Genomic DNA, 25,756 nt, shown 5'->3' on the forward strand with positions numbered 1-25,756 from the left:
ATCTATTGTTGAGGGGGTGTTCGAGTGCACTATTCACTGAAAGAGAAAGAAGACCTGCCATAGCCTCTCAGCAAAGACCAGTACGGTGTTTTAATAAAGACGTCTCTCGGAGAATACTACCGTAACAGCGGCCGAACAAAGATTTCATATGGAGTGCGGGTTAGTATTCAAGCAGATAATGATTCTCAGGATGAATCCTCTATTTTCATATTATTCTTGCCGCCAATTATCGATAGCACCCCAATGGCTTCCATTGGGGATGCGTAGAAGCCTGCTATGTTCTTCGATGCTTGAATGAGTAGGTGAGCAAAATATGACTCAAGTACATGAACAAAAGGTGGTGCAGGTATCTCCTGCATATCCACCCGCAACGGGGTACGGTGGCGGGCCAGCAGTGTGTGAAGCAATCTCTACAGAACTCACCGAGAGGGGCCACGATGTCACGGTATACACTACTGTGGCCGACGACCAGGGGAGCACATTACCGGCAGGCGAAGAATGGCGCAAGGGAGTCAAAGTACACCGACTTCCATTAGTGAGCAACAGGCTCACCTATCGGTGCAAACTTTTCTTGGCCCGTGGTTTCCGATCCAAGTTGCAGAGCGATCTAAGTGGGAACGAGATACTTCACGTCCACGATCTCCGGACTCCATTGTCGATTGCTGCAGTGAAGGTTGCGAATGACCGAAACATCCCGCTCGTACTACAGCCACATGGAACCGTTCCACGGAAAGAACGTCTCGTCGCCTGGAAACGTCTGTTCGATCTGGTGTGGGGGCGGTCGTTGTTCGCTTCTGTCGATCATTGGTTCGCTCTCAATCGAGAGGAGGTAACGGCGCTCCAACAGTTCCAAGTTGACAAAAAAGACATCTCGATAGTTCCGAATGGTATTCATCTCGAATCGATAGCTGACCCTGAGGATGGCGCATTTAGACGAGATTATGACATCCCGGAGACAGTACCGATGGTGCTATATCTCGGTCGCCTTCACCAATCGAAACGAGTCGGTTTACTTCTCGAGGCGATAGCCCACCTCGACCGAGATGACGTCACCTTAGTGATTGCCGGTGACGACGATGGTGACGAAGCACGGCTCAAAAAACGGGCTAAATCGCTCAATATTGACCATCAAACCCGCTTTGTAGGCCGGGTATCCGAACAAGAGAAGTGGGCCGCTTTCAACGACACTGACGTTTTTGTGACGCCATCATTCTATGGATTCCCACTGACGTTCTTGGAGGCGATGTCACAGAGAACACCGGTTTTGGCGACCTCTAGCGGTGATTCCTTGGATGAGAAGCCAGAAAACGGCGTGTATATCACCAACGATACGGCCACAGATATGGCAGCCGAACTTCGGCAACTCCTAGCCGATCGATCTCAATTGAGAGACGTCGGTAACGCGGCCTATAACCGTGTAAAGACCGGATACACGTGGGAACAGGTTGTTGAAAAGATTGAAGCGAGATACGCGAAGCTATGACCAGCAAGTCACTGACCGTTTTAATGTTAGCAGACGTAACGGGAAACATAGACGAAGGGATGAAAGTAACGGCGGCGAATCTGTCGAAATCGCTGGAACAAGCAGGCCATGATGTTCGAGTTATAAACCCAAGCGAGTCGCTTTCGGTGACATTTTGGGACGAGATCCGAAATATCGACCCCCATATCGTTCACTACGTACCTGGTCCATCAGCGAAAGGAATTTTACTGGGTCGATTAAGCAGTCTCGTGACTGGGGCACCACTCGTGATGAGCGCACCACTCCCCCAGCTCGGCCCAATCGGAAAATTTCTCCTCTGGACGATCGGGCCACGACGTGTCTTCACTCAATCGAGGCAAACAGAAGCACTCTTTGAGCGATTCGGCGTCGATACGTTGTTTGTTCCGACAGGCGTCGACACAGACAGATTCACTCCGGTTTCCGATGAACTCCAATCCGGCTTAAGGGACAAGTACGATATTCCCGACGGAGAGGCAGTCGCTCTTCACGTTGGGCACATCAAAGCGGGAAGAAATCTGCAGTGGTTAAAAAGGGTCCAACAGGAGAGTGATTTTCAAGTCCTTATAGTAGGAAGTACCACGACAGAGGTTGACCAGCAGTTGAGGACAAGCCTCGAAGCGGCCGGATGCGACGTTCGGACCGATTTCTACTCCAAAATAGAAGAACTCTATGAGTTAAGTGACGTCTACGTTTTTCCCACTCGCTCGGGAGAGAACTCGATCCAGTGCCCGGCGTCAGTTCTAGAAGCGCTGTCGGCAGGCACGCCAGTCATCTCGACCCCGTTCGGAGCATTGCCCGATCTCTTCCAGAGTGCGACGACTGGAGTCAAGTTTGCCGACGAAGTGTCAGAGTTCGTGCGACTAGTAGAACAGAGTAAAAACACGGACTGTGGAAATCCCCGAGAACTGGCGCGCAGGTTCGACTGGAAACAAATAGGTGACGAGGTACAAAAGGAATACCTCGAGGTGATTGGCCATGTCAACTGACCCCGACTTTGTCTGCGTCATTGGAACGGACGGATCCGGAAAGACGACTCAGTGCGAACGACTCTGTTCCCGCCTCCGTGAACGTGGCCACGACGTCACGTATTCATGGTGTAAGTTCGAATCAAAGTTGCTCTTTTATATTGTACAAGCGGTAAAGACGCTACTCTCGCGTACCGGCGAAGACATGGACGATTACAGCAAAAGGAAAGAAAAGAAAGACTCTATTCTATCACATTCTATCGTCCGTGTTCCATTCCTCTTCTATATCTTGGTTCACTACTATGGGCAGGTGCTGTGGAAGATTTCTTGGCCATTGCTGCGCGGGCAAACCGTCGTGTGTGATCGGTACGTCTACGACACAATGGTCGACATCGCAGTGGACTTTGACTACGAACCCGAGTCAGTACAATGGCTACTTGACCTGTATCTTCGATTCGTCCCAACCCCAGATGTCCTGATCTATCTTGAGGTACCACCATCAGTCTCACTAGAGCGAAAAGACGATATTCCAAATAGAGCGTTCGTCGCCGAGAAGAAGGCGGTTTACGACGCTATCCTCATGCACACGGGTGCCGAGACGATATCTGGCGCCGATGATATCGAGACTGTAAGCAGTAAGATCAATGAATACGTTTTCTCCGACAGTCACTCAATCCGCGGCATGGACTAGTAGCCGCTCCAAATCCTCGGTTATAGCCTTCCAAGAATACGAATCAACGACGATTTGACGTCCTTTCGTCGAAAGCGCCGGTATATCCGCGCCATTCGCTAGATTGCGCAAAGCGTGAGTCCATTCGGTAGGTGAGTCAGCGAAGTGGACTACGTCGCCAGCTGCATCGTCTACTCCCGAAATGTAGGATGAAACGACTGGTACGCCACAGGAGAGATATTCAAACAGTTTGAGTGGGAGAGAATTTTCGGCGATCGCTCCCTGATGGAACGGAATCGTACCGACGTCGAACGTGTTTATGTATGCAGGTACTTGATCATACGGTACCGTTCCAATGAATTGGCAAACGTCGTCAATGCCATGATTCTTCGATGCCATCTGAGCTTCGTCGGTTCCTCCTTCATCACCGACGATAACGAGGCCAGCATCCACACCGTCGCGGCGCAGATTTGCCACTACATTGACTAACTGGGTGAGATTGACCCATTCGCGGGTTACGCCAACGTACCCTGTTAAAAATTCGACGTCTGGAATGTCGATACCTGACGTCTCGACGTTAGGATGGAAGGTTTCAGTGTTGACTCCGTTCGGCAAATGCACCCCGTGTGAGGAATCTATGTTCATTTTTTCGGCTAAGCCATCCGTGATGTATGTAATATTGTCGGCCTTCCGGATTTTTCGGCGAACCACAGAGTCTCCGATTCGTTCCACAATCGGAGCAACAATGTTGGGCACTTGGTCTGACTCTCTGAGCATCGCAGGTAGGTCATCGGCGAGGTCGTACACAGTCGGTATACCTAATTGGCTTGTCCGACGGGCGACTGCTTGCCCTAAAAAGAACGTATTGTAGTCAAGATGGATATCGTAGTCGGAGTAGTCTATCCCAGTCCCAGTGCGAAGTAGACCCTCTGAGAGAACCTCTTGGACTGTCGGACTGATCGGATTAGATGTTGATAGATAGATGCACTCGACGCTAGATATCTCCAAGAGGTCATTTGCGTATTCTTCTACATCTACCTGAGAGCCCCGCCATGTATCTCGGGGACAGACGACCGTGACTGAATGAGTCCCCGATAGATGTGAAATGAACTGGTGAAGTCGGTTGTTAGCAGCTCGATTGACGTCGATCAGCGAAGAGATGAGTACCTTCATGTCTCCTCAATTTTACTAATTTTGTCGATCAACCAATTCTTTCGTCGAATTTTAATCATCGTCGGTAACTACTTCTTTGATGGATTCAAACGCGTTCACAATATTACTCACTATTCCAACTGGCCAGACAGAGAAGGGCCGATCCAACAGCCAGTCGCATAATTAAAACCTTGAGACATTCCTCGTTTCCCTCCAGTCGGACGGAAAACTAACTGTCCCCCTTGGCTGTTCCCAGTAACCCGGTCTGAGGGGCCCCATAGAGTATGTCAAAGATTTGTTCTGCAGAATCCCCATCGCCAAACGGATTGCTCCATGCCCCGGATCTGGTTTTCATCGTTATCGCTCCGTCGGAAATGGATTCCGGATCCGTCCCAACGAGCATGTTAGCTCCAACCTCAATAGTTTCCGGCCGTTCGGTGTTGTCCCGCAGCGTCACACAGGGTACCTGGAGGACGCAGGCTTCTTCCTGAACGCCGCCAGAGTCGGTGAGGATAAGCTCTGCGTTATCCTGCAGCTTGAGGAAGTCCAAGTAGTCCTGTGGTTCGACGAGCCGGACCGAGTCGGGGACTGTGACGTCGAACTCCTCCAGCTTGTTTTCGGCTCTCGGATGGATTGGATAGATGACTTCGGCATCCAGGAGTCGTGCGGTATTCCGCACGCCGCAGAGGAGATTCCCGAATCGTTCTGGCGAGTCCACGTTCTCAACCCGATGGGCCGTCAAGAGGACGTACTGTCCGGCAGTCAAGTCGAGAGCGCTCAAGACGTCGCTCTTCTCCGCTGCCAGCGATCGGTTCTGATGGACTGCATCTACGACGGTGTTCCCAACGACGTGTATCTGGTCACTGTCGATACCCTCGTCGAGCAGATACTCTTTCGATTCGGCAGTAGGTGCGAAAAGGTAGTCAGCGGCGTGGTCGGTAAGTATCCGGTTCGTCTCTTCAGGCATTTCGCTGTCGAAGCTCCGGAGGCCCGCCTCAACGTGCCCTAGTTCGACGTCGAGTTTGCTGGCTGCAATCGCTCCCGCGAGGACGGAATTCGTGTCACCTTGCACGAGGAGTGCATCGGGCTCTGTTTCGAGGAGGATCTTTTCGATACCAGCAATCATAGCAGCGGTCTGCTGGCCGTGACTGTCCGATCCAACGCCGAGATGGTAATCCGGCTCGGGAAGTTCAAGCTGGTCGAAGAACACCTGGTCCAGACTGTCCGAGTAGTGCTGGCCGGTATGGATGAGGTCGCAGTTGAGCCCACGCCGTTTGCACTCTCGAATTACCGGTGCCATCTTGATGATTTCCGGACGTGTACCTAGTGCAATCGCCACTCGGTCAACCGTCATTGGCTGACCTCCGCTAGCATGTTCGCAGTTTGATTCAGAACCAAGCCAGCGAACACGCCAAGTGTGCCCAGTATCGATGCGAACCCAGCGACGAGGACCTTCGCCGGATAGAACACGCCCGAATTCTGGTAGATGAGGATCCCGTCCAGTCCGTACATCACTCCGAAGAGGAGCAATGCAGCCCCGGGAATGCCGAAGAAGACCAACGGATGTCGATCTCTCACCAGCTGGACGAGGAAGACGACGACCGAGAGCCCATGGTGGAGTGGATTGTAAGTCTGGCCATCGATCCCATCGTAACGAACGTCGATGGGGACCTCCGTCATTTCGATGTTTTTCTCAGCGGCGTCGTTGATCATCTCGCTCTCGACACCGATACCGTTCGTCGAGACGTGCATCTCCTCAACTGCAGACGAGGAGAGTGCTCGAAATCCACTCTGGGAGTCCGTGACCTCAGCACCACTGGAGCCCGTCGTGAGTACGTCGAGGACTTGCTGCCCAAATCGACGGTAGAGCGGCGTTTCATCATCTCCATCGGTTTCGAGATATCGACTACCAATGACCATGTCCGCATCTTCTTCGAGCACGGGATCGACAACGGCAGGGATGTCCTCGGGAAGATGCTGACCATCGCCGTCGAGTAACACAGTGGCTTCCCACTCGTCTCGAGTGGCGAAGTCGAGTATCGTCTGTATGGCAGCGCCCTTCCCCTTGTTCTCCTCGTGCTTGATTACTGTCGCGCCCGCACGTCGAGCTACTTCTGCAGTCGAATCACTGCTGCCGTCGTCAACGACGACTACTTCAGGAGCATACTGTTGGGCTTTGTGTATTGTACTTCCTATCGCGAGTTCTTCATTGTAAGCCGGGATGGCGACGAGAATATTGTCGGTGTCATGTCCCGGCAAAGCAGATTCATAGGTTGCTGCGTCGACGCAGAACTCATCTTCTTCAAGCAGTCGCTCACTGCGACCATAGTCTACGCGGTCAGTGACGTCCAGATTAACGAGTATATTCGAGCATCCCCGCTTCTCCGCAGCTATCGCGAGTCTCTGGCGAAGCGCGTTATTATCGGGCTCGTCTGCCCGCAGTTCGACGACTGTCGCACCCAGCGACTCGGCGAAATGAAGAGCCTCGCCGTGACACTCCCCGTCGTTCGTAACGAATATCTCGTAGCCCTGATCTTTCGCACGCAGAATTGCCCGTGCGAGTGGCTCGCTATTCCCTTCGGACGCGACGAAACCGACGGCGTACGTCGATTCCGGCGTCGCGACATCTGTCTGACGACCGTGCTCGTGAATTCCTTCGGACATAGTCCACCTGGCACCACCCAGAGTTGCGTCCTCGCTACGGCCTAGACCGCTGCTGAGGCAACAATACCGTCCAGACGTGGAGCCACCACACTCCAGATGATTGGACGCGTTGCCAGCGATCAGGTTACCGATGCACCGTTCCGGTGCACTTTATAGGCGTACTGAATGCAACCCTTGGGTACCTTGCCATTCCTTCAGTGACAGTGACAGATGCCACCGGTATATAGTTAGTGGATATTATTGTTCGGGTTGGAATTAAACAAACCTAATGGCAAGAGGGCGGTGGGAATTTAACGAGTGATTAAGTTAAGAATGGGACCATCTGATTAACATGTCGAATATTATACGCCCTCAAATTTAACAACCGTGTAAGTGACCTAATAGGGAAATTGTAGAGGCGGGATTGAAGTGAATCACTCTCGGATGAAGCACGACCGTTTACAGTTGGCCCGGACGTGGGAGAATCTTGGGCCTGTAATGAGCAAGGGCACAAAAGGCGCTCAGCAGCGAACAGACCGTGCTAGTAGCCCTGCGTCCGTCTTCTACTCGTTAGTTCGGTGCTGTATCGGACTCTTCCCACATTCCACGCACGCAAACTCGTCGTCTACTGTTTCAACGACGGGCGCATTGCACGAAATGCACTTCAGGGCAGATCCCCTTACCACCCGCGGATACCTTCCCATTGCTGAGTCATTCCAACGACTGGTAACCTCAAATAGTTATTGGATTGCCAGGAATTTTCCTGTGTTGGAGATTGGAGAAAGTGATCTCGAAAGGGCGTATTTTGCCAGTCAGCTCCCTGTGTAGAAGTATTCAGTTCAGCGTCACCGAGTCGTCCGTGTCCTCGCCGGTACTGTCACGGACGCCATACGTCGGCACTTGCTCGATACACCCATTCGCATCGGCCTCATTTTCGACTGTGTCGCTCGCGCGGGCCCCACCACGTCCTCGTAAATCAACGAAACTGCACGGGTCGTCGATCGGGACGTGAAGAACGTCCACGAAGAACTCAGTCGCCTCGCCCAGCTGGGCATCGTCTTCTTCGAAGAAGATGGCCAACGGAAGCGACCGGTCGTCTGGTTCGATGAGTTCGTCATCAACCTCCCGTTCGATCCAGAGGCTGGCGATACGGCTACTGCCCCGCCGTGAATTTACGTGCTACAGGTGGAACATGTGATACACGTCGCAACATTTTTGCGGTCGCGGTGCTGATCGATACCCATGGGAACGAGTTCCGGGTCCGACCAGTTTCGATTCCGGGGACAGGAAGTGAGCGAGGCCGTCGACCTGCTCGACGAATTTCGACTGGAAGGAGTCAACAAGAGTGAGATCGGGCGGCAGGGTGTCAAAAAGGTCCTCCGCGAGGTGACGACTGGCGAAGAGAAGGCAGCGGTGTTCGCACAGTACCAGCGGTCCGAAATCGACGAGGACGTCGCTCGCGTGTTCCTCGGGGATCGACTCGATACGATGCTCGCCGACGCCGAGGCGACGCGGGAAGCGATCGAAGACGGCGACACCAGCGATCTAGTTCAGTAGCGACGAGCCCGCACGACGTTCAAAATTCCCGCTGGAAATGACTACCCGGTATCCTGTACTCGCTGATTCGAGTGCACTCATCGCGTTGGCGATGTCGTCGGTCTGGCCGACGGCACGTGAGCAGCTGAAGGTCACGACGACGAACATCTGTCTCAACGAACTCCGTCGACACCGACAGAACAATCACGAGTACGCCCTCGAGGGGACGCGAGAATATCGGCTCCATCACGGAAGCGATCGGATCCTCGAGGCCGTCGATGCGGACGGACCAGCGCTATCGAGCGTTACAGTCGTCCCTGCACCGCACGGTGAGGATGCCGGCGAGAAGTCTATTGCGCAGGAACTCGAATCGAACGCGACGGCGTACCGATACGTAGTCCTGAACGACGCTGCTGCCCGAGATACCGTACGCGAGGTCGCCGAAAAGCAGGGCCATTCTTACGCCGTCGTCCCGCCGACACATCTCTTCTACGTACTCTACGACAACGACCTGATCGAGAAACCGGATCTCTGTCACGCCTGTGAAGAGATGATGAAAGGCGAAGGATGGGACAGCGCGGGGGCTATCCACGAGATGTGGCGAACGATACCGCTCGATTGTTCGGGGTACGTCGACGATAGATTCCTTCCCTGAATTCGCAACTCGCTCTGGGGAAGACCCACTGGTACCCATTCACATCTGGTACCAGAGCAGGTTCCAGTACCCCAGCACAAGCACCATCCCAACAGCGGCAAGCGCCACCAGCGAGTAGTGGAGGCGACTCCAGCGGCCCCAGTACCCGTCGCGCCAGGCGACCACCGCAAGCCCGACAGCCCCAACTGTCGCTATCCCCCCCACGAGTGGCAACAACAGCAACAGCTGGAACGCCAATGGATCGCCGAAGAGCAACCCCGTCGGGTCCGTCAGAACGAACCCGCCGAAAACCACCCAGAACGCCACGAACGCCGCGGCAGCGACGCCACCGACCCAGCGCCCGTAGCGAGCCATCGACCTAGCCCCAGACCGACGCACACCACGATACCGTCGCCACCCCGCCGAAACAGGCCACCCAAATAACGCAGACAAGAACACCAACAGAGACACCCCCAGCACGGCCAGATGGACCATCGTCTGCTCGTAGACGCCGATGCGTTCGAAGGCCAGGGGCGGCAGGTTGCCGAAGGCCAGGTGCGTTATCTCCCCGTCGTCCTCCAGAAAAGCGAGCGCGTCCTCGCCGCCGACCTCCTCGAAGTACAGCGGCTCGACTTGCGCCCAGCGCTGGGTTTCGCCGCCCAGGAGCGAGGTGACGAGTCGGCCCTGGTCGTCGACGGAGACGGACGTCGTCCCGGTCGCGCCGACGTACTTCTCCGACGTCGTATACGGCATCCGGATCGCACGGTAGGTCCCGGTAAGCTCCGACGCACGAGTCGGCGCTTCCTCCGGAGTCTGCGGCGTCTCTTCGTCGGTCGGGTAGTACTGCTCGAAGAACGCGTCGACGAGTTCCTCACGAGCCGGGACGCCCCCGGGGCTGTTGTACGAGACGAACAGTCCCACGTCCTCCTCGGGGATCAGAAAGAGGATGCTGTGGAACAGATCTGTGTCGCCGCCGTGAGCGATGACCCTGACTCCATTACGAGACTGCTCGTAGAACCCGAAACACATCCCGTTCAACTGGTCGTGGTGGGTAAACCGACGCTCGTGCATCGTCTCGGTGGACTCCTGCGAGAGGACCCGTCCTGCATCCGTCGACCCATCCCCGAGGTGCGCACGCATGAACGACACCATGTCCGTCGCCGTCGCGCTCATCGACCCGGCCGGGGGAACGCCGACGTACTCGAACTCGCCCGCTTCGAACGTGTCGCCAGCGGGCGTGTACCCCTTCGAGAGCGTGCCCGGGTGGTCGTCGGGAACCGGCTGAGCGAACGTGCTCCGGCCCATCCCGAGTGGTTCGAAGATTTCCGCGTCGACGTACTCGTCGAACGACTGCCCGCCAGCCCGAGCGGCGATGTGTCCCGCGAGCGCCGCGCCGTAGTTCGAGTACGCGGCGAGTTCGCCCGGTGGGCGCACCCTGGCCGGTTGCTCCTCGCGCAGGACGGTCGCCAGCGGTTCCAGCGAGTCGGCGTCGGGGGCGAACGTCCCGCGGGCGCGCTCCTCGAAGCCGGCCGTGTGCGTCGCCAGGTTGTCGAGCGTGATCGGGTCGTCGTACGCGTCGGGAACCTCGACGTCGTCCAGGTACTCGTTCACGTCGACGTCGAGGGCGAGGTCGCCCCGCTCGACCCCCTGCATGACGGCCGTCCAGGCGAACAGCTTGGAGACGGAGCCGATCCGGAACATCGTCTCGTCGGCGTCCACGGACTCCCGGGCCTCGACGTCGGCGTAGCCGTACCCCTTCGCGAACGTCTCCGATCCGTCCACGACGGAAACGGTCGCCCCCGCGATGTCGTGAGCGTCCAGGTGCGCACCCATCACGCCGTCGAGGAACGCCTCGAAGGCGTCGGGGTCGGCGAGCGGCCCGTCGGCGGCCTGGCCCTGCTGGCCGGATCCCCCCTGCTGCTGGGACTGCCCGGCGAGGGCACCACTGGCAGGGGCGGCCGTGGCGAGGCCCGTCGCCGCGAGCCCGCCGAGCATCGACCGACGGGTGCAGGTCTGCGACGACAGCTCGGGAGGGTCGTCGTCGGCAGCGGTGAGGGGTGGTGTCACACCATTCTTTCACACCAATCTACATATAGTAGTATGGGTGACGGAGAGGTAGGGGCAGGCAGATTCGGCGCGGGACCGACTATCGTCGAATCCACTCGCCAGCAGAGCGGATGAGGAACGAGAACGGGGACGGACCTATTTCCCTGTCCTGGCCATATTCCGAGCATGCAAACTCCAGACGCCGAAACCCAAGCATCGAAACACCAGTCATCGACCGACGACCGATGACCGACGCCTCACAGGACGACGGTGTCCGGGCGTGGATCGATCGCCACCGGCTCGCCTCGTTCGTCGGCATCGCCTACGCGTTCACGTGGGTAATCCAGGGCGCGCTGCTGGTCAGCGGCATGGAGGCGTCGTGGACCCAGTCGATCCTCATCGGTTTCGGCGGGTTCGGCCCACCGGTCGGCGCTGCGGTGGTCATCTGGGCCAGTGGCGGCGACCTCCGCAAGTGGGTCGGCCAGTTCTTCAAATGGCGCATCGGCGCGAAGTGGTGGGCGCTCGCGCTGGGCCTCCCGCTCGTCATCCTGACCGCGGGGAGCCTGCTGTTCGTCGCGCTCGGCGGGCCGGTCGACCTGAGTGCGTTCCCGTTCCCGGGCATCTACCTCTTCGCGCTGGCCTGGGGGACGGTCTGGGGCGGCGGGCAGGAGGACCTGGGCTGGCGCGGGTTCATGCTCCCGATGCTCCAGGAGAAGTACAGCGCCCTGGCCGCGAGCGTCGTCGTCGGCGTCGCGTGGGCGGGCTGGCACCTGCCACTCTTCCTCAACGCGACCACGACGCACGGCAACTGGCCGCTCTCCCAGCAACTGCTCTGGCTCGTCTCGATCCTCGCGGGGTCGATCCTCTGGACCTGGATGTACAATAGCACGGGCGGCAGCGTCCTCGCCGTCGCCGTCTTCCACGCGGGCGTCAACGCGATGGGCATCTTCCATCCCGCGGACCTGGCGGCGCTGGCGCCCGGTGGCGTCCCGGACCCGGCGTTGAACCTGCTGGCCGAGGTGACCGGCGCCGTCCCGATGGTCGTCCTCGCGCTCGGCATCGTGGCCGCATACGGCGCCCAGCGGCTGTCCAGTCGCGAACCCCCGGGGGTGGAAGTCGTCGGTCTCGAGCCGGACGGCCCGTCGACCAGCAGCGACTGACGAAGTGACGCGCGTACGCACGGTTGGGCAACGGCAACCGCGGACGGATCAAGAGGTATGCGTCGTGGCAACATAGACACACCATGACCGACGGCAGCGACCGCGCGGAGCCACTCTCGATCCAGCGGCGCGGAACGATAGATTACATGCGAGCCGCGGGCCGGCGCAGCGTCGTTCACGGCCTCGTCGAACTCGACGTCACCGAGGCGAGACGACGCATCCGCGACCGGGAAGCGGAGACGGGCGAACGGCTCTCGTTCACCGGGTTTCTCGTGTACTGTCTGGGCCGGGCCATCGACGACCATCCGGCGGTGCACGTCTACCGCGACTGGCGGGGACGCGTCGTTCGGTTCGACGACGTCGACGTGAACGTCCTCGTCGAACGGGAAATCGACGGCGAGCGCGTCGGCGTCCCACACGTCGTCAGAGCGGCGAACCGGCGGTCGCTCCAGTCGATCCACGACGATATCCGGGCGGCCCAGGCGGATCCGGGAGAGGGGCGCCAGACCGGGCTCGCCTCGCTGGGCCTCCGGCTCCCCGGCCCGATTCGACGGCAGTTCTGGCGGCTGCCACAGCTGTTTCCCCGGTACTGGAAACGCGCCGCGGGCACCGTCGCCGTGACCGCCATCGGCATGTTCGGCACCGGCGGTGGCTGGGGGATCAGCCCGACCAACTACACCCTCCAGTTGACGGTCGGTGGGATCGACCGGAAGCCGGGCGTCGTCGACGACGAGATCGAACCCCGGGAGTACCTCGACCTCACGGTGACGGTCGACCACGACGTCGTCGACGGTGCGCCCGCAGCCCGGTTCGTCCAGCGGCTGACGGAACTCGTCGAAGCGGCCCACGGGATCGAGGCGGAACCCGGGACGTGAGCCGTGAACGGCGCCGAGAACCGGCGCTCGATCGTGTCGCGCTGCCATCGGTACTGCGAACGCGACGGCCGCGTGTTCGCGCACGGACGGACTCCGGTGACGCGGCCGAGATGCCACCAGTCGACCGGACCGGACTGCACTTGCCCCAGCGTGAGGGCCACACCGGGACGACGGCCGGCATCAGCCGGGCGGCAACGCCAGCGTGTCGTCCGGGGGCCACGCGCCGATCACGTCCGCGGCCTCGATCAACCGCTCTCGACACGCGTCGCCGGTGAGGGCGACTTCGTCCTCGCCCCGCGTGACGACGTCCATGTCGACCAGCATCGGGAGGTGGATGTGCACCAGTCGGATGCGAGCGCGATGGGCCGTCGGCTCACGCACCGCTTCGCGTGGTATCTGGTGGCGCCGGGCGGCCACGGTGCGAGCCAGGGCCGCTTCGCTCACGGGCCCGTCCGTTGTCACCAGTTCGTACAGGAGGATCTGGCGGTCCGCGCTTCCCAGCGCTCGGAACACCTCCGTGCCTTCCATACGGCGTCCTCGGTACGGCGTACGCCACCAGGCATCAAAGGAAGCGCGCCTAGGTCCTTTGGATATCGGGTGTCGACGGCCAACAGGAGCGACGCGAAGGGCCAGACGGGAAGCGACCTCGGTCCCGACCGTCACCGATAGCCGGTGACACCAACCGAGAAGACACCGGCGACGATACAGAACAGATCCGCACGACGTCGTGCGAGGGCGAAAACGCGCCGTGGGAAGAGAAGCGGCCTCCACGGCGGGCGTCAGTGGTGGGTGGGAAGGTGGGTAGTGCCGGGTGGGAACGCCGGCGTTCAATCAGAGGCTCGCGTGGATAATGGTTGTACGCTGATTAACGTGTATAGATTAACAGAATGAGCCCTCGGCGCTCGCGACGGCGGCGACGACGAAACCCGGTGATGACGGGGGTCTGTCGCTGGTCGACAGGATTTACGGCCTCACTAACCAGAACAACCAGCCGAATACGACAATCGCTACCCGGACACGCGGCGTCGGATTGGGCTCTCGCCGCACTCGACGCAGGTGAACTCGTCGTCGACCGTCCGCACGACGGGCGCGTTACAGGCGATGCACTTCAGGGCCGAACTCCGTGCGGGCCGCGGATAGCGTACCATCAGTCTACCCACAGAGAGGGACGTGACAAACGTGTAGCTGTCGCATAATATACTAATTGGCGTACGTGTGACGCCATCCGGAAACCGGCCTGAGAGCAACCGATCAGGACGGTAGTCCGAACGAGTCCACAGACGATCCCCCTCAGGTCGCCGCGGCGGAATCGCCCGGCGAACGATACGGCGAGCGCGTAGTGAGACCACCGGGGCGGCGAGTTCTGCACGAAGCGTCCGGGCAGGACCCGGCCTTCGTGGCGGACCGGTTCACTCGCGTCTGTCCTGGCGACGCTTTATCGTCTCCGCAGCCCAATCTCGAACCATGAGTTCCTTTCTCGTCTGCTACGGCACCGGTGAAGGACAGACCGCCAGGATAGCCGACCGCATCGTCGACGCACTCGGCGAGCGCGGTCACGACGCGACGGCGGTCGACGCCGCCGACCGACCGGCCGACCTCGACGTCGAGGACTTCGACGCGGTCCTCGTCGGGTCGTCCATCCACGCCGGGAAACACCAGTCCGAAGTCGTCGCGTTCGTCGAAGCGAACCGCGAGGCCCTCGCCGAACGGCCGACTGCCTTCTTCCAGGTGTCGATGTCGTCGGCCACCGAAGAGGGCGCGGCCCAGGCGGCCGGCTACGTCGAGTCGTTCCTCGGCGACACCGGCTGGCACCCCGACCGCATCGCGCAGTTCGGCGGCGCCCTGCGCTTCTCGGAGTTCGGCTTCCTCAAGCGCCTGCTGGTCAGGCAGGTGATGAAGCGGGAGATGCCCGACCTCGACACCAGCGAGGACGTCGAGTTCACCGACTGGCAGGCCGTCGACGACTTCGCGAACGACGTCGCCGCGTTCGTCGAGGGTCGCCTCGGTCACACGGTCCCCGACGCCGGAGTCAGTGAGGCGGGCGAGTAACCGAGCGAGTGACTGTGACTCCCTAGCCCAGGATGTACCGCATCCAGGGGTAGCGTTCGACGAGCGTCTCGCCGCCGACGTCGTAGTTCTCGATGTACGCGTCGAGACCCAGAATTCGGCCGGCGCCGAAGGCGGCGACGGCGAGGAACGTGAGCATGTACGCGAAGTCGCCGTTGATGAACCCGTGGGCCATGTCCCAGTTACCCAGGTAGAACATGAGCATCATGAACGCGCCCCAGAACGCCGCCAGGCGCGTCAATGCACCGAAGACGAGGCCGAGGCCGATGAGGACCTCACCCCACGGGACGGCGACGTTCACGAACGAGACGAAGACCTCCGACTGACCCATCGCCAGGAACAGGTCGGCGGCCGGACTGCCGCTGTTCGGGACGGCACCGGTGAGGTAGCCGCCGGCGCTGAACTCCCCGGACAGGACCTTGCTGAACCCGCTCTGGAAGAACGCGATTCCCATCATCAGCCTGAGCGCGAGGATGAACCAGACGCTCAGCGTGTGTAACCTGCCGCTCGCAGTGAACCCGGCCACAGTGCTCTCTAAGCGGACTTCTTCAGTAGACATGGTGTGGGCAGATACCACAGTATGGAGGGTCTTAAGTGTGTTCGCCAGGGCCGGCTCGATGAACGGCTCAGACGGCGCTGTGGGCCCGGTGTCGGAGACGTCTCGCTGGCGGTCTCGATCACGCGCCCGTTCGGCGGTAGGCGTCGTACAGCGCGGGGAGTCCGAGTGGGAGTGCGAGCACACCGAACGTCACCTCCAGCGCGACGACCCTGGCCGAATCGCGGAACGCGACAGCGGAAACGGCCGCGATGGCGCCGATGGCCACGACGACGTACGCGAAGTCGCTCCAGAGCGGGTCGTACGTCGAGCAGTACAGCCAGCAGACGAACGTGTACGACGGCGCGTTCCACGTCGGCGGCGTGAGTTTCGGCCAGAACACCCGACAGTAGGTCGTCCAGCCCAGCATCGCCAGCGTCGGTGCTCCGACCAGCCACGTCTCGGCACCGAACCGCGACCGGTCGGCGAGGCGTTCGTACCCCGCCAGAAACAGGGCGGGAAAGCCGAGTATCCACAGCCAGATCCCGATCGAGTACGTCACGGGCCAGTGCTCGATCCGGGGCTGCGTGACCGGCAGGCGGAACGAGGCGGGCAGGGAGAACCACGGGAACGACGGGTCCGGGACGGGGTTCGTGAACAGGGCGAGGAGACACAGACCCGTCCCGACGACGAGGCCGGACAGTGCGTACCTCGTGTACGTAGATAGCGAGCGTGGTAGCCGTCGCTCGCCGCCAGCGGTCGCCGTCCGTCGCGTAGTGTTTCGAGCCATCGGTCAGTGGTCGTCGTGCCCGCCCGAAGCCGCCCCCGACGCCGTCGGGTCGACCGTGGCGAACTCGTCTGGCGTCGCCTCGAACGCTCGTTTGCAGGTCCGCGAGCAGAAGTGGTACGTCTCCCCGTCGTGGGTCGCGCTGGGACCGTCCTCGCCGGTCCGCATCCCGCAGACCGGGTCGCGGTACTGGCCGGGCGCGCCGAGTCCGCGGCGGTAGACGAAGAGGAGGAACCCGGAGAGGGCGAACGCGACCAGGTTGAGGTAGAACGTGTAGTTCAGTTCGAAGTACGTCTGTTCGGTCGCCGTCTGGCCGCCGGCCAGGTCCGGGACGATGCCGAGCAGGTCGAACAGTTGCTCCATGAGAAAGCCCGTAAATGCCATCGTCACGAAGAAGACGCCGAGGATGTACGCCATCACCTTCCAGCCGTAGTACTTCCGGTAGACGTTGAGGACCGGGACGGTGATGAGGTCGGCGTAGACGAACGCGATGACGCCGGCGAAGCTGACGCCGCCGCCCCAGAGCGCGACGGCGAAGGGGACGTTGCCCATGCTGCCGACGAAACTGACGACGGCGATGGCGACGCCCATGACCGCGTTCTCGGCGCTCACCAGCAGGCCGTCGCCCTGCAGAAAGAGGGCGTTCCACACCCACTGGGGGACGAAGACGATGACGAACCCGGAGATCAGGAAACCTGCGATCACGTCCTTCCAGAGCATCGACCACTCCTTGCGGTACTGGTTACCGACCCTGTACCAGCCGCCCCACGACAGGAGTTCGTCGCGCCAGCCGCCGGTGCTCGCCGCTTCCTGCCGGTAGGTTTCCATGCAGCCCGCCGAGCAGAATTTCAGCGTCTCGCCGCCGTCCATGACGATGGAGAACTCGTCACTGCCCTCCATTCCGCAGGTCGGGTCCTCCGTAACACCGTGCTCGTGGTCGCGCTCGTTCAACTCCTCGCGAACCTCGTCGAAGAGATTCTCGGGAAGGGTCAGGTGGACGATGACCGCCATGACCGCGATGAGGACGACGACGCCCAGCAGTTCGGCGACGAGGAACTCCCAGCCGAGCAGTAGCAGGATCATCAGCCCGAGTTCGACGATGAGGTTCGTCGACGCGAACATGAACGCGAAGAAGTTCACCGCGTGGGCGCCCTTCTTGAACAGGCCCTTGCCGATGGCCACGGCGCCGAAGCTACAGCCGCTACTCGCCGCGCCGAACAGCGTCGCCTTCGTGAGTCCCTCGACGTCGCCCTCGCCGAGCACCGCCGCCATTCGCTCCTTGGAGACGTAGACCTGAACGAGACTGGTGATGGTCAGCCCCATGATGATCGCCCACGCCGCCGTCCAGAGGAATCCCACGCCGATGCGAAGCGCCTCGAGCACCTGCGGAACGAGTGTCCCTTGCATCGGTCGGTCTCACGGGCGGGTTTCGAGGCGTTCCCGTCGCCGTTCGTACTCCTCGTCGCTCAGTTCGCCGCGCGCGTAGGCGGCCCGGAGTTCGTCGAGCGCGGGGTCGGTCGACGCGTCCCGGCCGGTCAGCGCCCTGTAGCCGAGGTAGCCGACGCCGACGAGGACGGCGAGGAAGAGGAGTTGCATCCCCACGCCGACGACGAGCAGCCACCCCGACGGCCCGCCACTCGCGCCCCACATTCCGTGGTCCCACGCCCCGCCCATCATCGGTCCGGTGCCCATCGGTCCCGTGCCCGCCATTCCAGACCCCATGCTCAACACGGGGACGGTGACGAGGGCACCGACGAGTGCCAGGACGACCCAGCCGAGTTGCCGTTCGATCGATTTCGTTGTCATGGTATCACCCGGGTCGCGCCAAAACGCGACTCTTGTCTGAACAGACGGGTGCATCGTTCAATGCGATTGTCGTTACGATGTCAAATACAGACCGGGTGGAAATATTCGAATCGTGTCTCTGCACCGGTCCAAAGCTGTGAACGGACAGCGAACGTCGGGCAGGCCACGGGAGAAGGCGACAGTTTCGAGCGAGGGCGACCGCTTGCGATCCGAAGCCGGCGTCGAACCAGCCGGCCCGCCGTGACGGCCTTACTGGGTGAGTAGCCGTCTGAGGACGGCGTGGAGGATGCCGCCGTGTTCGACGTAGCGCACGGCGGCCGGCGTGCCGACCTGCGCCGTCACCGGGAACTCCACGGTCGAGCCGTCGTCCCGCTCGGCGACGACGGTCAACTCGTCCATCACGTCCAGGCCGTCGTCGAGGCCGTGGATCTCGAACACCTCGGACCCGTCGAGGCCGAGCGACTCCCACGAGTCGCCGTCCTGGAACTGGAGCGGCAGGACGCCCATGCCGACGAGGTTGTCCCGGTAGATGCGTTCGTAGCTCTCGGCGATGGTCGCGCGGACGCCCAGCAGGTCGGTCCCCTTCGCCGCCCAGTCGCGGCTGGACCCGGTCCCGAACTCCGCGCCGGCGAGCACCACGAGCGGCGTGCCCGCTTCCTGATAGCGCTGGCTCGCCTCGAACACAGTGGACTGCTCGCCGGTCGGGTGGTGGATCGTCTCCCCGCCCTCGACGCCGTCGAGCATCTCGTTCTCGATGCGGACGTTGGCGAACGTGCCGCGCATCATGACCTCGTGGTTGCCGCGGCGCGAGCCGTAGGTGTTGAACTCGTGGGGGTCGACGCCGTGGTCGAGCAGCCACTGGCCGGCGGGGAGGTCCGGACCGAACGGACCGGCGGGACTGATGTGGTCCGTCGTCACGGTGTCGCCCAGCGTCAGGAGACAGCGGGCGTCCGCGACGTCCGCGACGCCGGGCTTCTCCAGCGGGAAGTCCTCGAAGAACGGCGGCTCGCGGATGTACGTCGAGTCGTCGTCCCACTCGTACACGTCGCCGGTCGGCGCGTCGAGGGCCGCCCAGCGCTCGTCGCCCTCGAACACCGAGGCGTACTTCTCCGCGAACATCTCCGGCGAGACGCTGTCGTGGATGGCTGCCTGCACCTCCTCGGCGTCCGGCCAGACGTCTTCGAGATAGACGGGCTCGCCGTCGGCGTCGGTCCCCAGCGGCTCGTGTTCGAGGTCGACGTCCATCCGCCCCGCGAGGCCGTAGGCGACAACCAGCGGCGGGCTGGCCAGGTAGTTCGCCCGGATCTTCGGGTGGATGCGCGCCTCGAAGTTGCGGTTCCCCGAGAGGACGCTCGTCGTCCAGAGGTCGTGTTCGTCGATGGCCGCCTCGATGGCGTCGGGAAGCGGACCCGCGTTGCCGATACAGGTCGTACAGCCGTACCCGACGACGTCGTAGCCCAGATCTTCGAGATACGGGAGCAGCTCCGACTCCTCGAGGTACTGCGTGACGACGCGGCTGCCCGGTGCGAGGCTCGTCTTCACGTAATCGGGCACGGTGAGTCCCTTCTCGACGGCGTTGCGGGCGAGCAGGCCGGCCGCGATCATGACCGACGGGTTCGAGGTGTTCGTACAGCTCGTGATGGCGCTGACGAGGACGTCACCGTGACCGATCTCGACCGTCTCACCGTCCAGCTCGACGTCGACGCGCTTCGTGAGCGGACCCAGGTCGGCCTCGGGTTCGACCTGGACGCCGCCGTCTGACCGGGGGCCAGACGAGGTATCGTTCGCGTCGCTCTCGATACCGCCGTCGGTCTCCGCGCCTGCACCGCCCTCGCCGAGCCAGCGCTGGAGCGCGTCCTCGTCGACGGCGTCGAGGTCGTCCTCGAACTGTCCGTGGAGCAAGCCGCGGAAGCTCTCCTTCACGTCGCCCATCGGGATGCGGTCCTGCGGGCGCTTGTGCCCCGCGAGGCTGGGTTCGACGGTCGAGAGGTCGAACTCGACGACTTCGGAGTACTCGGGTTCCTGTTCCCCGAACAGTCCCTGGGCCTCCAGATACTCGCGGACGAGGTCGACGTGGTCGGGGTCCCGTCCAGTGAGTTCGAGGTACGCCAGGGTCTCCTCGTCGACCGGGAACATACTGACAGTCGAGCCCTGTTCGGGGGCCATGTTGGCGATCGTCGCCCGGTCGGGCACGGTGAGGTTCCCCACGCCCGGGCCGAAGAACTCGACGAACCGGTCGACGACGCCCACCCCGCGGAGCTGTTCGGTGATGTGGAGCACGAGGTCGGTCGCCGTCGCCCCCTCGGGGAGTTCCCCCTCGAGTCGGACGCCGACGACCTCCGGGAGCTTCATCGTGATTGGCTGGCCGAGCATCGCCGCCTCCGCCTCGATGCCGCCGACGCCCCAGCCGACGACGCCGATACCGCCGATCATCGGCGTGTGGCTGTCCGTCCCGACGAGCGTGTCGGGCAGCAGCCACTGCTCGCCGTCCCGCTCGCGGGCGTGGACGACGCGCCCGAGGTGTTCGAGGTTGACCTGGTGGACGATGCCCGTCCCCGGCGGGACGACGTTGAAGTTCTCGAAGGCGCCCTGGGCCCACTTGATCGCCCGGTATCGCTCCGCGTTGCGCTCGTACTCCAGGTCGACGTTCTTCTCGTAGGCGTCCTCGGAGCCGAAGTAGTCGACCTGGACGCTGTGGTCGATAACCAGGTCGCAGGGGACCTCCGGTTCGACGAGCGTCGGGTCCCGGCCCTCCCGCTCGACGGCCGACCGGAGCGCCGCCAGGTCGACGACGGCCGGGACGCCGGTCAGGTCCTGCAGGACGACCCGCGACGGCCCGAACGGGAGTTCGGTGTCGGGAACGTCGGGCTCCCAGGCGGCCGCGTTCCGGACGTCGTCCTCGGTGATCGTCTCCCCGTCGGCGTTCCGGAGGACGGACTCCAGGAGGATCCGGATACTCACCGGCAGGTCGTCGAGGTCGCACAGGCCCTCGTCTTCGAGGACCGTGAGGTCCGCCATCCGGTAGGTCGTTCCACCGACTTCGAGTTCGCGAACCGCGTCGAATGGTACTTCGGTCACAATGTGTGGACGTTCGTGCCAGGGCGATATCAATGACGCCCCCAATCTCACGCGCCGAGAATCGTTCGTGCGCGGGCAACGAGGTGCAGGGGTCCGGGCGGTCCGCTAGTCCCGGTCGATGACGCTCGTTCGCTGGGTGACCGGATCGACGTAGACGACGTACGACGAGGCGTCGCTCTCGGCGTCGACGACCCAGACGCTGACCTGGCGCTCGACGCCGGTGACGGTCGCGTCGATACCGTCCCGTTCGATCGCGGCGGTCGCGAGCTCCCGCGCCTCGTCCTTCGAGTCGACCGTGACGTCGGTCTCCCCGAGGCGGACGGTCATCACGGGACAGGTCGCGTTGCGGACGATGCGCTCGGCGACGCTCCCGATGACGCGTCGTTTGATCCCGGTCCGGCCGTGGGTCCCCGCGACGATCAGGTCGGCGTCGATATCGTCCGCGTACGCGACGATGGACTCGGCGGGGTCCCCCTCCTCGATGGCCGTGGTCACGTCGACGCCGTGGGCCTCGGCCATCTGCTCGATCCGTTCGAGCGCGCGCTGTCCCTCCGTCTCGAGTGCGTCCTCGCCGGAGAGCCCCTCGACGAGGCCCCGGAGGTCCTCGTCGACGACGTGGAGGACGTGTATCGTGGCGCCGTACTGCTGGGCGAGGTCGATCGCCTGCAGCGCGACGTGGGCCGTGCCGGCGCTCCCGTCGGTCGGGAAGAGGATCCGTTCGTACATAGCGGACTCAACGTCCTCCGGGGGTAAGAAAGCAGGCGTCCGTCGGCGCGTGGTGGTGGGGCGAGCGTGCCGCCGCTATTCCCCCGGCCGGGCGTCGGCGCGCGGCGACACGCCAGGGAGACTCGGGACGGAGAGGTCGACGCGGCGGAGCAACTGCGCGTTGACGGCGACGATCACCGTCGAGAGTGACATCAACAGCGCGCCGACGGCCGGCGAGAGCAGGATCCCGATGGGCGCCAGCACGCCCGCGGCCAGCGGGATGGCGAAGACGTTGTAGCCGGCGGCCCAGACGATGTTCTCCTGCATCTTCCGGTAACTCGCTTTGCTCAGTTTCGCGAGCCGGACGACGTCCATCGGGTCGTTCTGGACGAGGATGACGTCGGCCGACTGGACTGCCACGTCCGTCCCGCTGCCGATGGCGATACCGACGTCGGCCCGGGCCAGCGCGGGCGCGTCGTTGACGCCGTCGCCGACCATCGCCACGAGCTTGCCCTGGTTCTGGAGTTCCTGCACTTTGGTGTCTTTGTCCTCGGGCAGCACTTCGGCGAACACGGTGTCGATCCCCAGTTCGTCGGCCACGGCGCTCGCCACGTCCCGAGAGTCGCCGGTGAGCATCGCCACCTCGATACCGAGGTCGTGGAGCGCGTCGACGACCCGGAAACTCGACTCGCGGACGACGTCGGCCATCGCGAACGCCGCTATCGGTTCTCCCTCGCGGCTCGCGGGTCCGCCGTCCCCGCTCGCCCGTTCCGTGGCCTCGCTTCGCTCGCCCCCGCGGATCAAGTACACCACGGTCTGTGCGTTCTGGCCGGCCTCGTCGGCGAACGACTGGAGTTCGGGCGGCACGTCGCTATCGAGGTGAGCCAGGAGGTTCGGGCCGCCGACGTAGACCTCCCGGCCGTCGACGGTCGCCCTGACGCCCCGGCCCTTCATCGCCTCGAAGTCGGTGGCGTCCGGGACCGCGACTTCGCGTTCGGCGGCGGCCTCCCTGACAGCCCGAGCGATCATGTGTTCGGAGTCCCCCTCGACCGCGGCGGCGAGCGCGAGCGCCTCGTCCTCGTCGACGCCCGCGACGGTCTCCGTCCCGACGACGCCGTGTTCGCCCTCGGTCAGCGTCCCGGTCTTGTCGAAGACGACGGTGTCGAGGTTCCGGGCCTGCTCCATGGCGACGCGGTCGCGGACGAGCATCCCGTTGCGGGCCGCCAGTGAGGTGTTGATAGCGACGACGAGCGGGATGGCCAGCCCCAGCGCGTGCGGACACGCGATGACGAGGACCGTGACCACGCGCTCGATGACGGCGGCGTCGAACGACGTCGCGACGGTCCAGGCGACGGCGGTGACGACCGCGGCCCCCAGCGCGACGTAGAACAGCCACCCCGCGGCCCGGTCGGCCAGGACCTGCGTCTTCGACTTGCTGCCCTGGGCCTCCTCGACGAGGCGCATAATGCCCGCCAGCGTCGAGTCGTCGCCCGTCGCGTCGACCCGCACCCGGAGGCTCCCGTCGCCGTTGGTCGTGCCCCCGATGACCTCGTCGCCGGGTTCCTTCGAAACGGGTTTCGACTCGCCGGTGATCATCGCCTCGTTGACGTCGGAATCGCCCTCTTCGACGACGCCGTCGGCGGGCACGTTCGCGCCGGGCCGGACGAGCACCAGATCCCCCTCGGAGAGGTCGCTCACGGGCACTTCCTCGGTCTCGCCCGACTCGGTGATCCGCTCGGCCGTGTCGGGCAGCAGCTTCGCGAGTTCGTCGAGCGCGCTGGAGGCCCTGCGGACCGAGCGCATCTCGATCCAGTGACCCAGCAGCATGATGTCGATCAGCGTCACCAGTTCCCAGAAGAACGCCGACTGGGTCGGGTAGACGACGCTCGCCAGGCTGTAGACGAAGGCGACGAGGACGGCCATCGAGATGAGCGTCATCATCCCCGGCGACCGGTCCTTCAGTTCGGGCACCGCCATCCGGAGGAACGGGACGCCGCCGTACGCGAAGACGATCACCGCGAAGACCGGGTTGATCCACTCGCTGCCGGGGAACGCCGGGACGGAGAAGCCGAGCCACTCCTGCAGGGTCTCGCTGTACAGCAGGACGGGTATCGACAGCAGCGTCGAGAGGAAGAAGCGCCGGCGGAACAGCTGTTCGTGGCCCTCGTGCATGCCGCCGCCGTGGCCGTCACTGTGAGCGGCGCCGTGGCCCTCGTCGTGGCCGTCACTGTGACCGGCCCCGTGGCCGGTCCGGGAATCGGCCTCGCTCTCGGCTTCGTCCGCGAGCATCGACTGTTCGACCCTGGATTCGTCGTCGAGTCCGTCGTCCGTCTCGGCACTGTCGTGAGGACGGGAGTGTTCCGGCGAGTCGCCATCGTCGGGTGGATCGTCGGCCATGCCGTCTCGTTGACAGACTCTACAGTAGCGAGCGTGATGGATGTATGGGTGATGCCGGTTGCCAGGCCCGCCGAGCGTAGGGCGCGGGATGTCACAGAGAGACGAGACGGAGGCCAACGGCGTCAGTCCCGAGAGGAGGTCGACTCCGAACCAGGCCACTGCCGTTCGTCAGACGTGACGAGCCCCAGCAGTTTTCGTCGTCGGTCGTCGAGCGCGTCTACCGAACGCCCGAATTCCCCGTCAGAGACCGTCGGAATCCCCGCGTCGCGGAGAACTGATATCTCCGGGTCGGGCGGGGCCTCGTCGGCCGGTTCGACGAACGCGCTATCGAGCGTGTCCAGATAGCTCTGGACGCTGGATCTGGCCCCCGTCAAAGCGAGTTCGTGACGTCCATGCTGTTCGGGAACGCCGAACCGGAGGAGCGTGAGCGTCTCGTCGAGAAGAGCGATGCTCCGTGCCGGTGCCTGGCCGGCCTGTGGGGTGTAGAAGTAATGGAGAACTGGGTACGCCTTGTGGTTCGAGACGAGGGTGTCGAGCTCGGAAGAAATCGCGTTCAACTGGACGTCGAGTCCCCGGAACTCGTCGCCGTCCCAGCTCGTTTCGAGGATGTCGGTACTCCGGTCACCGAGGCCGCTGATACCGCTCGCGACGGACCGCTTCTGGGTGACTGCGCCGAGGACGGAGAGGACGTAGGTGACGCCCAGGGTGACGAACAGCATCCCGCTCCCGGTCGTCAGAGCCGTCGCGACCTGCCAGACCCCGTCTCGCGGCGTGAAATCTCCGTTGCCCATCGTGAACACCGAGTAGCCGACGAAGTAGAACCGCTCGACCCAGGATATCGGGCCCGCATCGCGAGTGTCGAAGAGGGCGTTCTCACCGCCAGCGAAGAGAACCGTCCAGCCGGCCCAGAGGAGCGCGATCCACGTCGCGAGACTGACGACGAGGACGAGGGGCCCAGCGAGGGAGAGCACCCGCGAATTGCCGCCCGCAACCGTCCGGAGCGCCTTCCAGGTCCACGACATCAGTCGCGTCGTGAGCGGGCCGGCACCGCCCTCCACCCACAGCGTCGTCCACAACAGATCCGTCGTGACGACCGCGAGGAGGACCGCACCGAGAGCGAGATACGCGGGCTCCACGGAGCTACCTCCGGAGGTGCGTCTCTCGCTGGCGGTCGGGCCTCGCAGTGGCCGCTCGCT

Annotated in this window: 22 protein-coding genes and 1 pseudogene; 9 read left to right on the forward strand and 14 right to left on the reverse strand. The window is 62.5% G+C overall.

Going from position 1 to position 25,756, the window contains the following annotated elements:
* The first annotated feature begins 313 nt into the window (after positions 1–313).
* Genes AC5FRV_RS13720 through AC5FRV_RS13730 form a run of 3 tightly spaced genes read left to right on the forward strand, consistent with a single transcriptional unit; the run spans position 314 to position 3,160 of the window.
* Entirely contained in the window at positions 314–1,483 is a 1,170-nt protein-coding gene (locus tag AC5FRV_RS13720; RefSeq protein ID WP_493561651.1) for a glycosyltransferase family 4 protein, read from the forward strand.
* Entirely contained in the window at positions 1,480–2,490 is a 1,011-nt protein-coding gene (locus AC5FRV_RS13725; RefSeq protein WP_493561652.1) for a glycosyltransferase family 4 protein, read from the forward strand. Before AC5FRV_RS13720 ends, AC5FRV_RS13725 begins: the two co-directional genes overlap by 4 nt.
* Entirely contained in the window at positions 2,480–3,160 is a 681-nt protein-coding gene (locus AC5FRV_RS13730) for a dTMP kinase (RefSeq protein ID WP_493561653.1), read from the forward strand. Before AC5FRV_RS13725 ends, AC5FRV_RS13730 begins: the two co-directional genes overlap by 11 nt.
* Here AC5FRV_RS13730 and AC5FRV_RS13735 read toward each other — a convergent pair.
* The 3 genes from AC5FRV_RS13735 to AC5FRV_RS13745 form a co-directional block, all read right to left on the reverse strand.
* Entirely contained in the window at positions 3,140–4,312 is a 1,173-nt protein-coding gene (locus AC5FRV_RS13735) for a glycosyltransferase (protein ID WP_493561654.1), read from the reverse strand. The genes AC5FRV_RS13730 and AC5FRV_RS13735 overlap by 21 nt on opposite strands.
* A 208-nt stretch (positions 4,313–4,520) precedes the next feature.
* The gene (wecB, locus tag AC5FRV_RS13740; protein ID WP_493561655.1) at positions 4,521–5,645 is read right to left on the reverse strand and encodes a non-hydrolyzing UDP-N-acetylglucosamine 2-epimerase; all 1,125 of its coding nucleotides are present in this window, start codon (positions 5,643–5,645) and stop codon (positions 4,521–4,523) included.
* On the reverse strand, positions 5,642–6,955 hold the full coding sequence (locus AC5FRV_RS13745) for a glycosyltransferase family 2 protein (RefSeq protein ID WP_493561656.1): 1,314 nt from the start codon (positions 6,953–6,955) through the stop codon (positions 5,642–5,644). Before AC5FRV_RS13745 ends, wecB begins: the two co-directional genes overlap by 4 nt.
* 954 nt (positions 6,956–7,909) lie before the next feature.
* On the opposite strand from AC5FRV_RS13745, the pseudogene AC5FRV_RS13750 reads away from it, so the two are divergent.
* The 3 genes and pseudogenes from AC5FRV_RS13750 to AC5FRV_RS13760 all read left to right on the forward strand — a co-directional run.
* Positions 7,910–8,104 (forward strand): annotated as a pseudogene (locus AC5FRV_RS13750) (HVO_A0114 family putative DNA-binding protein); the annotation flags it as partial.
* A 72-nt stretch (positions 8,105–8,176) separates the two neighbouring features.
* Entirely contained in the window at positions 8,177–8,491 is a 315-nt protein-coding gene (locus AC5FRV_RS13755; RefSeq protein ID WP_493561657.1) for a DUF8065 family protein, read from the forward strand.
* 37 nt (positions 8,492–8,528) lie between these two features.
* Positions 8,529–9,125 carry a hypothetical protein gene (locus tag AC5FRV_RS13760; RefSeq protein ID WP_493561658.1) on the forward strand — a complete coding sequence of 199 codons (597 nt, stop codon included), beginning with the start codon at positions 8,529–8,531 and terminating at the stop codon, positions 9,123–9,125.
* A gap of 39 nt (positions 9,126–9,164) precedes the next feature.
* On the opposite strand, the gene AC5FRV_RS13765 is transcribed toward AC5FRV_RS13760, so the two are convergent.
* The gene (locus tag AC5FRV_RS13765) at positions 9,165–11,171 is read right to left on the reverse strand and encodes a serine hydrolase domain-containing protein (protein WP_493561659.1); all 2,007 of its coding nucleotides are present in this window, start codon (positions 11,169–11,171) and stop codon (positions 9,165–9,167) included.
* Positions 11,172–11,395: 224 nt separating this feature from the next.
* Between AC5FRV_RS13765 and AC5FRV_RS13770 the strand changes: the two genes are divergently transcribed.
* The gene (locus AC5FRV_RS13770) at positions 11,396–12,310 is read left to right on the forward strand and encodes a CPBP family intramembrane glutamic endopeptidase (protein WP_493561660.1); all 915 of its coding nucleotides are present in this window, start codon (positions 11,396–11,398) and stop codon (positions 12,308–12,310) included.
* Positions 12,311–12,393: 83 nt separating this feature from the next.
* The gene (locus AC5FRV_RS13775; protein WP_493561661.1) at positions 12,394–13,185 is read left to right on the forward strand and encodes a 2-oxo acid dehydrogenase subunit E2; all 792 of its coding nucleotides are present in this window, start codon (positions 12,394–12,396) and stop codon (positions 13,183–13,185) included.
* A gap of 180 nt (positions 13,186–13,365) precedes the next feature.
* Here AC5FRV_RS13775 and AC5FRV_RS13780 read toward each other — a convergent pair whose 3' ends face one another.
* Together AC5FRV_RS13780 and AC5FRV_RS13785 are read right to left on the reverse strand one after the other, a co-directional pair.
* Entirely contained in the window at positions 13,366–13,713 is a 348-nt protein-coding gene (locus tag AC5FRV_RS13780) for a DUF7344 domain-containing protein (RefSeq protein WP_493561662.1), read from the reverse strand.
* Positions 13,714–14,192: 479 nt separating this feature from the next.
* On the reverse strand, positions 14,193–14,333 hold the full coding sequence (locus tag AC5FRV_RS13785; protein WP_493561663.1) for a hypothetical protein: 141 nt from the start codon (positions 14,331–14,333) through the stop codon (positions 14,193–14,195).
* Positions 14,334–14,649: 316 nt separating this feature from the next.
* Here AC5FRV_RS13785 and AC5FRV_RS13790 point away from each other — a divergent pair, with 316 nt between their 5' ends.
* Positions 14,650–15,234, forward strand: a complete 585-nt coding sequence (locus AC5FRV_RS13790) for a flavodoxin domain-containing protein (protein WP_493561664.1) — start codon at positions 14,650–14,652, stop codon at positions 15,232–15,234.
* A 22-nt stretch (positions 15,235–15,256) separates the two neighbouring features.
* On the opposite strand, the gene AC5FRV_RS13795 is transcribed toward AC5FRV_RS13790, so the two are convergent.
* The 8 genes from AC5FRV_RS13795 to AC5FRV_RS13830 all read right to left on the reverse strand — a co-directional run bounded on the left by AC5FRV_RS13795 (position 15,257) and on the right by AC5FRV_RS13830 (position 25,696).
* On the reverse strand, positions 15,257–15,811 hold the full coding sequence (locus tag AC5FRV_RS13795) for a DoxX family protein (protein ID WP_493561665.1): 555 nt from the start codon (positions 15,809–15,811) through the stop codon (positions 15,257–15,259).
* 118 nt (positions 15,812–15,929) lie between these two features.
* On the reverse strand, positions 15,930–16,577 hold the full coding sequence (locus AC5FRV_RS13800; RefSeq protein WP_493561666.1) for a hypothetical protein: 648 nt from the start codon (positions 16,575–16,577) through the stop codon (positions 15,930–15,932).
* A 3-nt stretch (positions 16,578–16,580) separates the two neighbouring features.
* Positions 16,581–17,981, reverse strand: a complete 1,401-nt coding sequence (locus tag AC5FRV_RS13805) for a permease (protein WP_493561667.1) — start codon at positions 17,979–17,981, stop codon at positions 16,581–16,583.
* Between the two features lie 9 nt (positions 17,982–17,990).
* Positions 17,991–18,380 (reverse strand): SHOCT domain-containing protein, encoded by a 390-nt coding sequence (locus AC5FRV_RS13810; RefSeq protein ID WP_493561668.1) that lies wholly within the window; start codon positions 18,378–18,380, stop codon positions 17,991–17,993.
* Between the two features lie 249 nt (positions 18,381–18,629).
* Positions 18,630–21,398: an aconitate hydratase gene (locus AC5FRV_RS13815; protein ID WP_493561858.1), complete on the reverse strand. Its 2,769-nt coding sequence runs from the start codon at positions 21,396–21,398 to the stop codon at positions 18,630–18,632.
* Positions 21,399–21,563: 165 nt separating this feature from the next.
* The gene (locus tag AC5FRV_RS13820; protein WP_493561669.1) at positions 21,564–22,184 is read right to left on the reverse strand and encodes a universal stress protein; all 621 of its coding nucleotides are present in this window, start codon (positions 22,182–22,184) and stop codon (positions 21,564–21,566) included.
* 75 nt (positions 22,185–22,259) lie between these two features.
* A complete protein-coding gene (locus tag AC5FRV_RS13825) occupies positions 22,260–24,335 on the reverse strand; it encodes a copper-translocating P-type ATPase (RefSeq protein ID WP_493561859.1) in 2,076 nt (691 codons plus the stop codon).
* A gap of 347 nt (positions 24,336–24,682) precedes the next feature.
* Positions 24,683–25,696, reverse strand: coding sequence for an ion channel (locus AC5FRV_RS13830; protein ID WP_493561670.1), 1,014 nt, complete (start codon positions 25,694–25,696; stop codon positions 24,683–24,685).
* Positions 25,697–25,756: the final 60 nt, after the last annotated feature.

The organism is Halomicrobium sp. HArcel3 (assembly GCF_058933135.1).

Coding starts and splice junctions, on each gene's coding strand:
- AC5FRV_RS13780 (WP_493561662.1), bottom strand. CDS start 13,713: ATGGAAGGCACGGAGGTGTTCCGAGCGCTGGGAAGCGCGGACCGCCAG.
- AC5FRV_RS13785 (WP_493561663.1), bottom strand. CDS start 14,333: ATGGTACGCTATCCGCGGCCCGCACGGAGTTCGGCCCTGAAGTGCATC.
- AC5FRV_RS13810 (WP_493561668.1), bottom strand. CDS start 18,380: ATGACAACGAAATCGATCGAACGGCAACTCGGCTGGGTCGTCCTGGCA.
- AC5FRV_RS13825 (WP_493561859.1), bottom strand. CDS start 24,335: ATGCACGAGGGCCACGAACAGCTGTTCCGCCGGCGCTTCTTCCTCTCG.
- AC5FRV_RS13795 (WP_493561665.1), bottom strand. CDS start 15,811: ATGTCTACTGAAGAAGTCCGCTTAGAGAGCACTGTGGCCGGGTTCACT.
- AC5FRV_RS13755 (WP_493561657.1), top strand. CDS start 8,177: ATGGGAACGAGTTCCGGGTCCGACCAGTTTCGATTCCGGGGACAGGAA.
- AC5FRV_RS13800 (WP_493561666.1), bottom strand. CDS start 16,577: ATGGCTCGAAACACTACGCGACGGACGGCGACCGCTGGCGGCGAGCGA.
- AC5FRV_RS13805 (WP_493561667.1), bottom strand. CDS start 17,981: ATGCAAGGGACACTCGTTCCGCAGGTGCTCGAGGCGCTTCGCATCGGC.
- AC5FRV_RS13745 (WP_493561656.1), bottom strand. CDS start 6,955: ATGTCCGAAGGAATTCACGAGCACGGTCGTCAGACAGATGTCGCGACG.
- AC5FRV_RS13815 (WP_493561858.1), bottom strand. CDS start 21,398: ATGGCGGACCTCACGGTCCTCGAAGACGAGGGCCTGTGCGACCTCGAC.
- AC5FRV_RS13770 (WP_493561660.1), top strand. CDS start 11,396: ATGACCGACGCCTCACAGGACGACGGTGTCCGGGCGTGGATCGATCGC.
- AC5FRV_RS13790 (WP_493561664.1), top strand. CDS start 14,650: ATGAGTTCCTTTCTCGTCTGCTACGGCACCGGTGAAGGACAGACCGCC.
- AC5FRV_RS13775 (WP_493561661.1), top strand. CDS start 12,394: ATGACCGACGGCAGCGACCGCGCGGAGCCACTCTCGATCCAGCGGCGC.
- AC5FRV_RS13730 (WP_493561653.1), top strand. CDS start 2,480: ATGTCAACTGACCCCGACTTTGTCTGCGTCATTGGAACGGACGGATCC.
- AC5FRV_RS13735 (WP_493561654.1), bottom strand. CDS start 4,312: ATGAAGGTACTCATCTCTTCGCTGATCGACGTCAATCGAGCTGCTAAC.
- AC5FRV_RS13820 (WP_493561669.1), bottom strand. CDS start 22,184: ATGTACGAACGGATCCTCTTCCCGACCGACGGGAGCGCCGGCACGGCC.
- wecB (WP_493561655.1), bottom strand. CDS start 5,645: ATGACGGTTGACCGAGTGGCGATTGCACTAGGTACACGTCCGGAAATC.
- AC5FRV_RS13760 (WP_493561658.1), top strand. CDS start 8,529: ATGACTACCCGGTATCCTGTACTCGCTGATTCGAGTGCACTCATCGCG.
- AC5FRV_RS13725 (WP_493561652.1), top strand. CDS start 1,480: ATGACCAGCAAGTCACTGACCGTTTTAATGTTAGCAGACGTAACGGGA.
- AC5FRV_RS13720 (WP_493561651.1), top strand. CDS start 314: ATGACTCAAGTACATGAACAAAAGGTGGTGCAGGTATCTCCTGCATAT.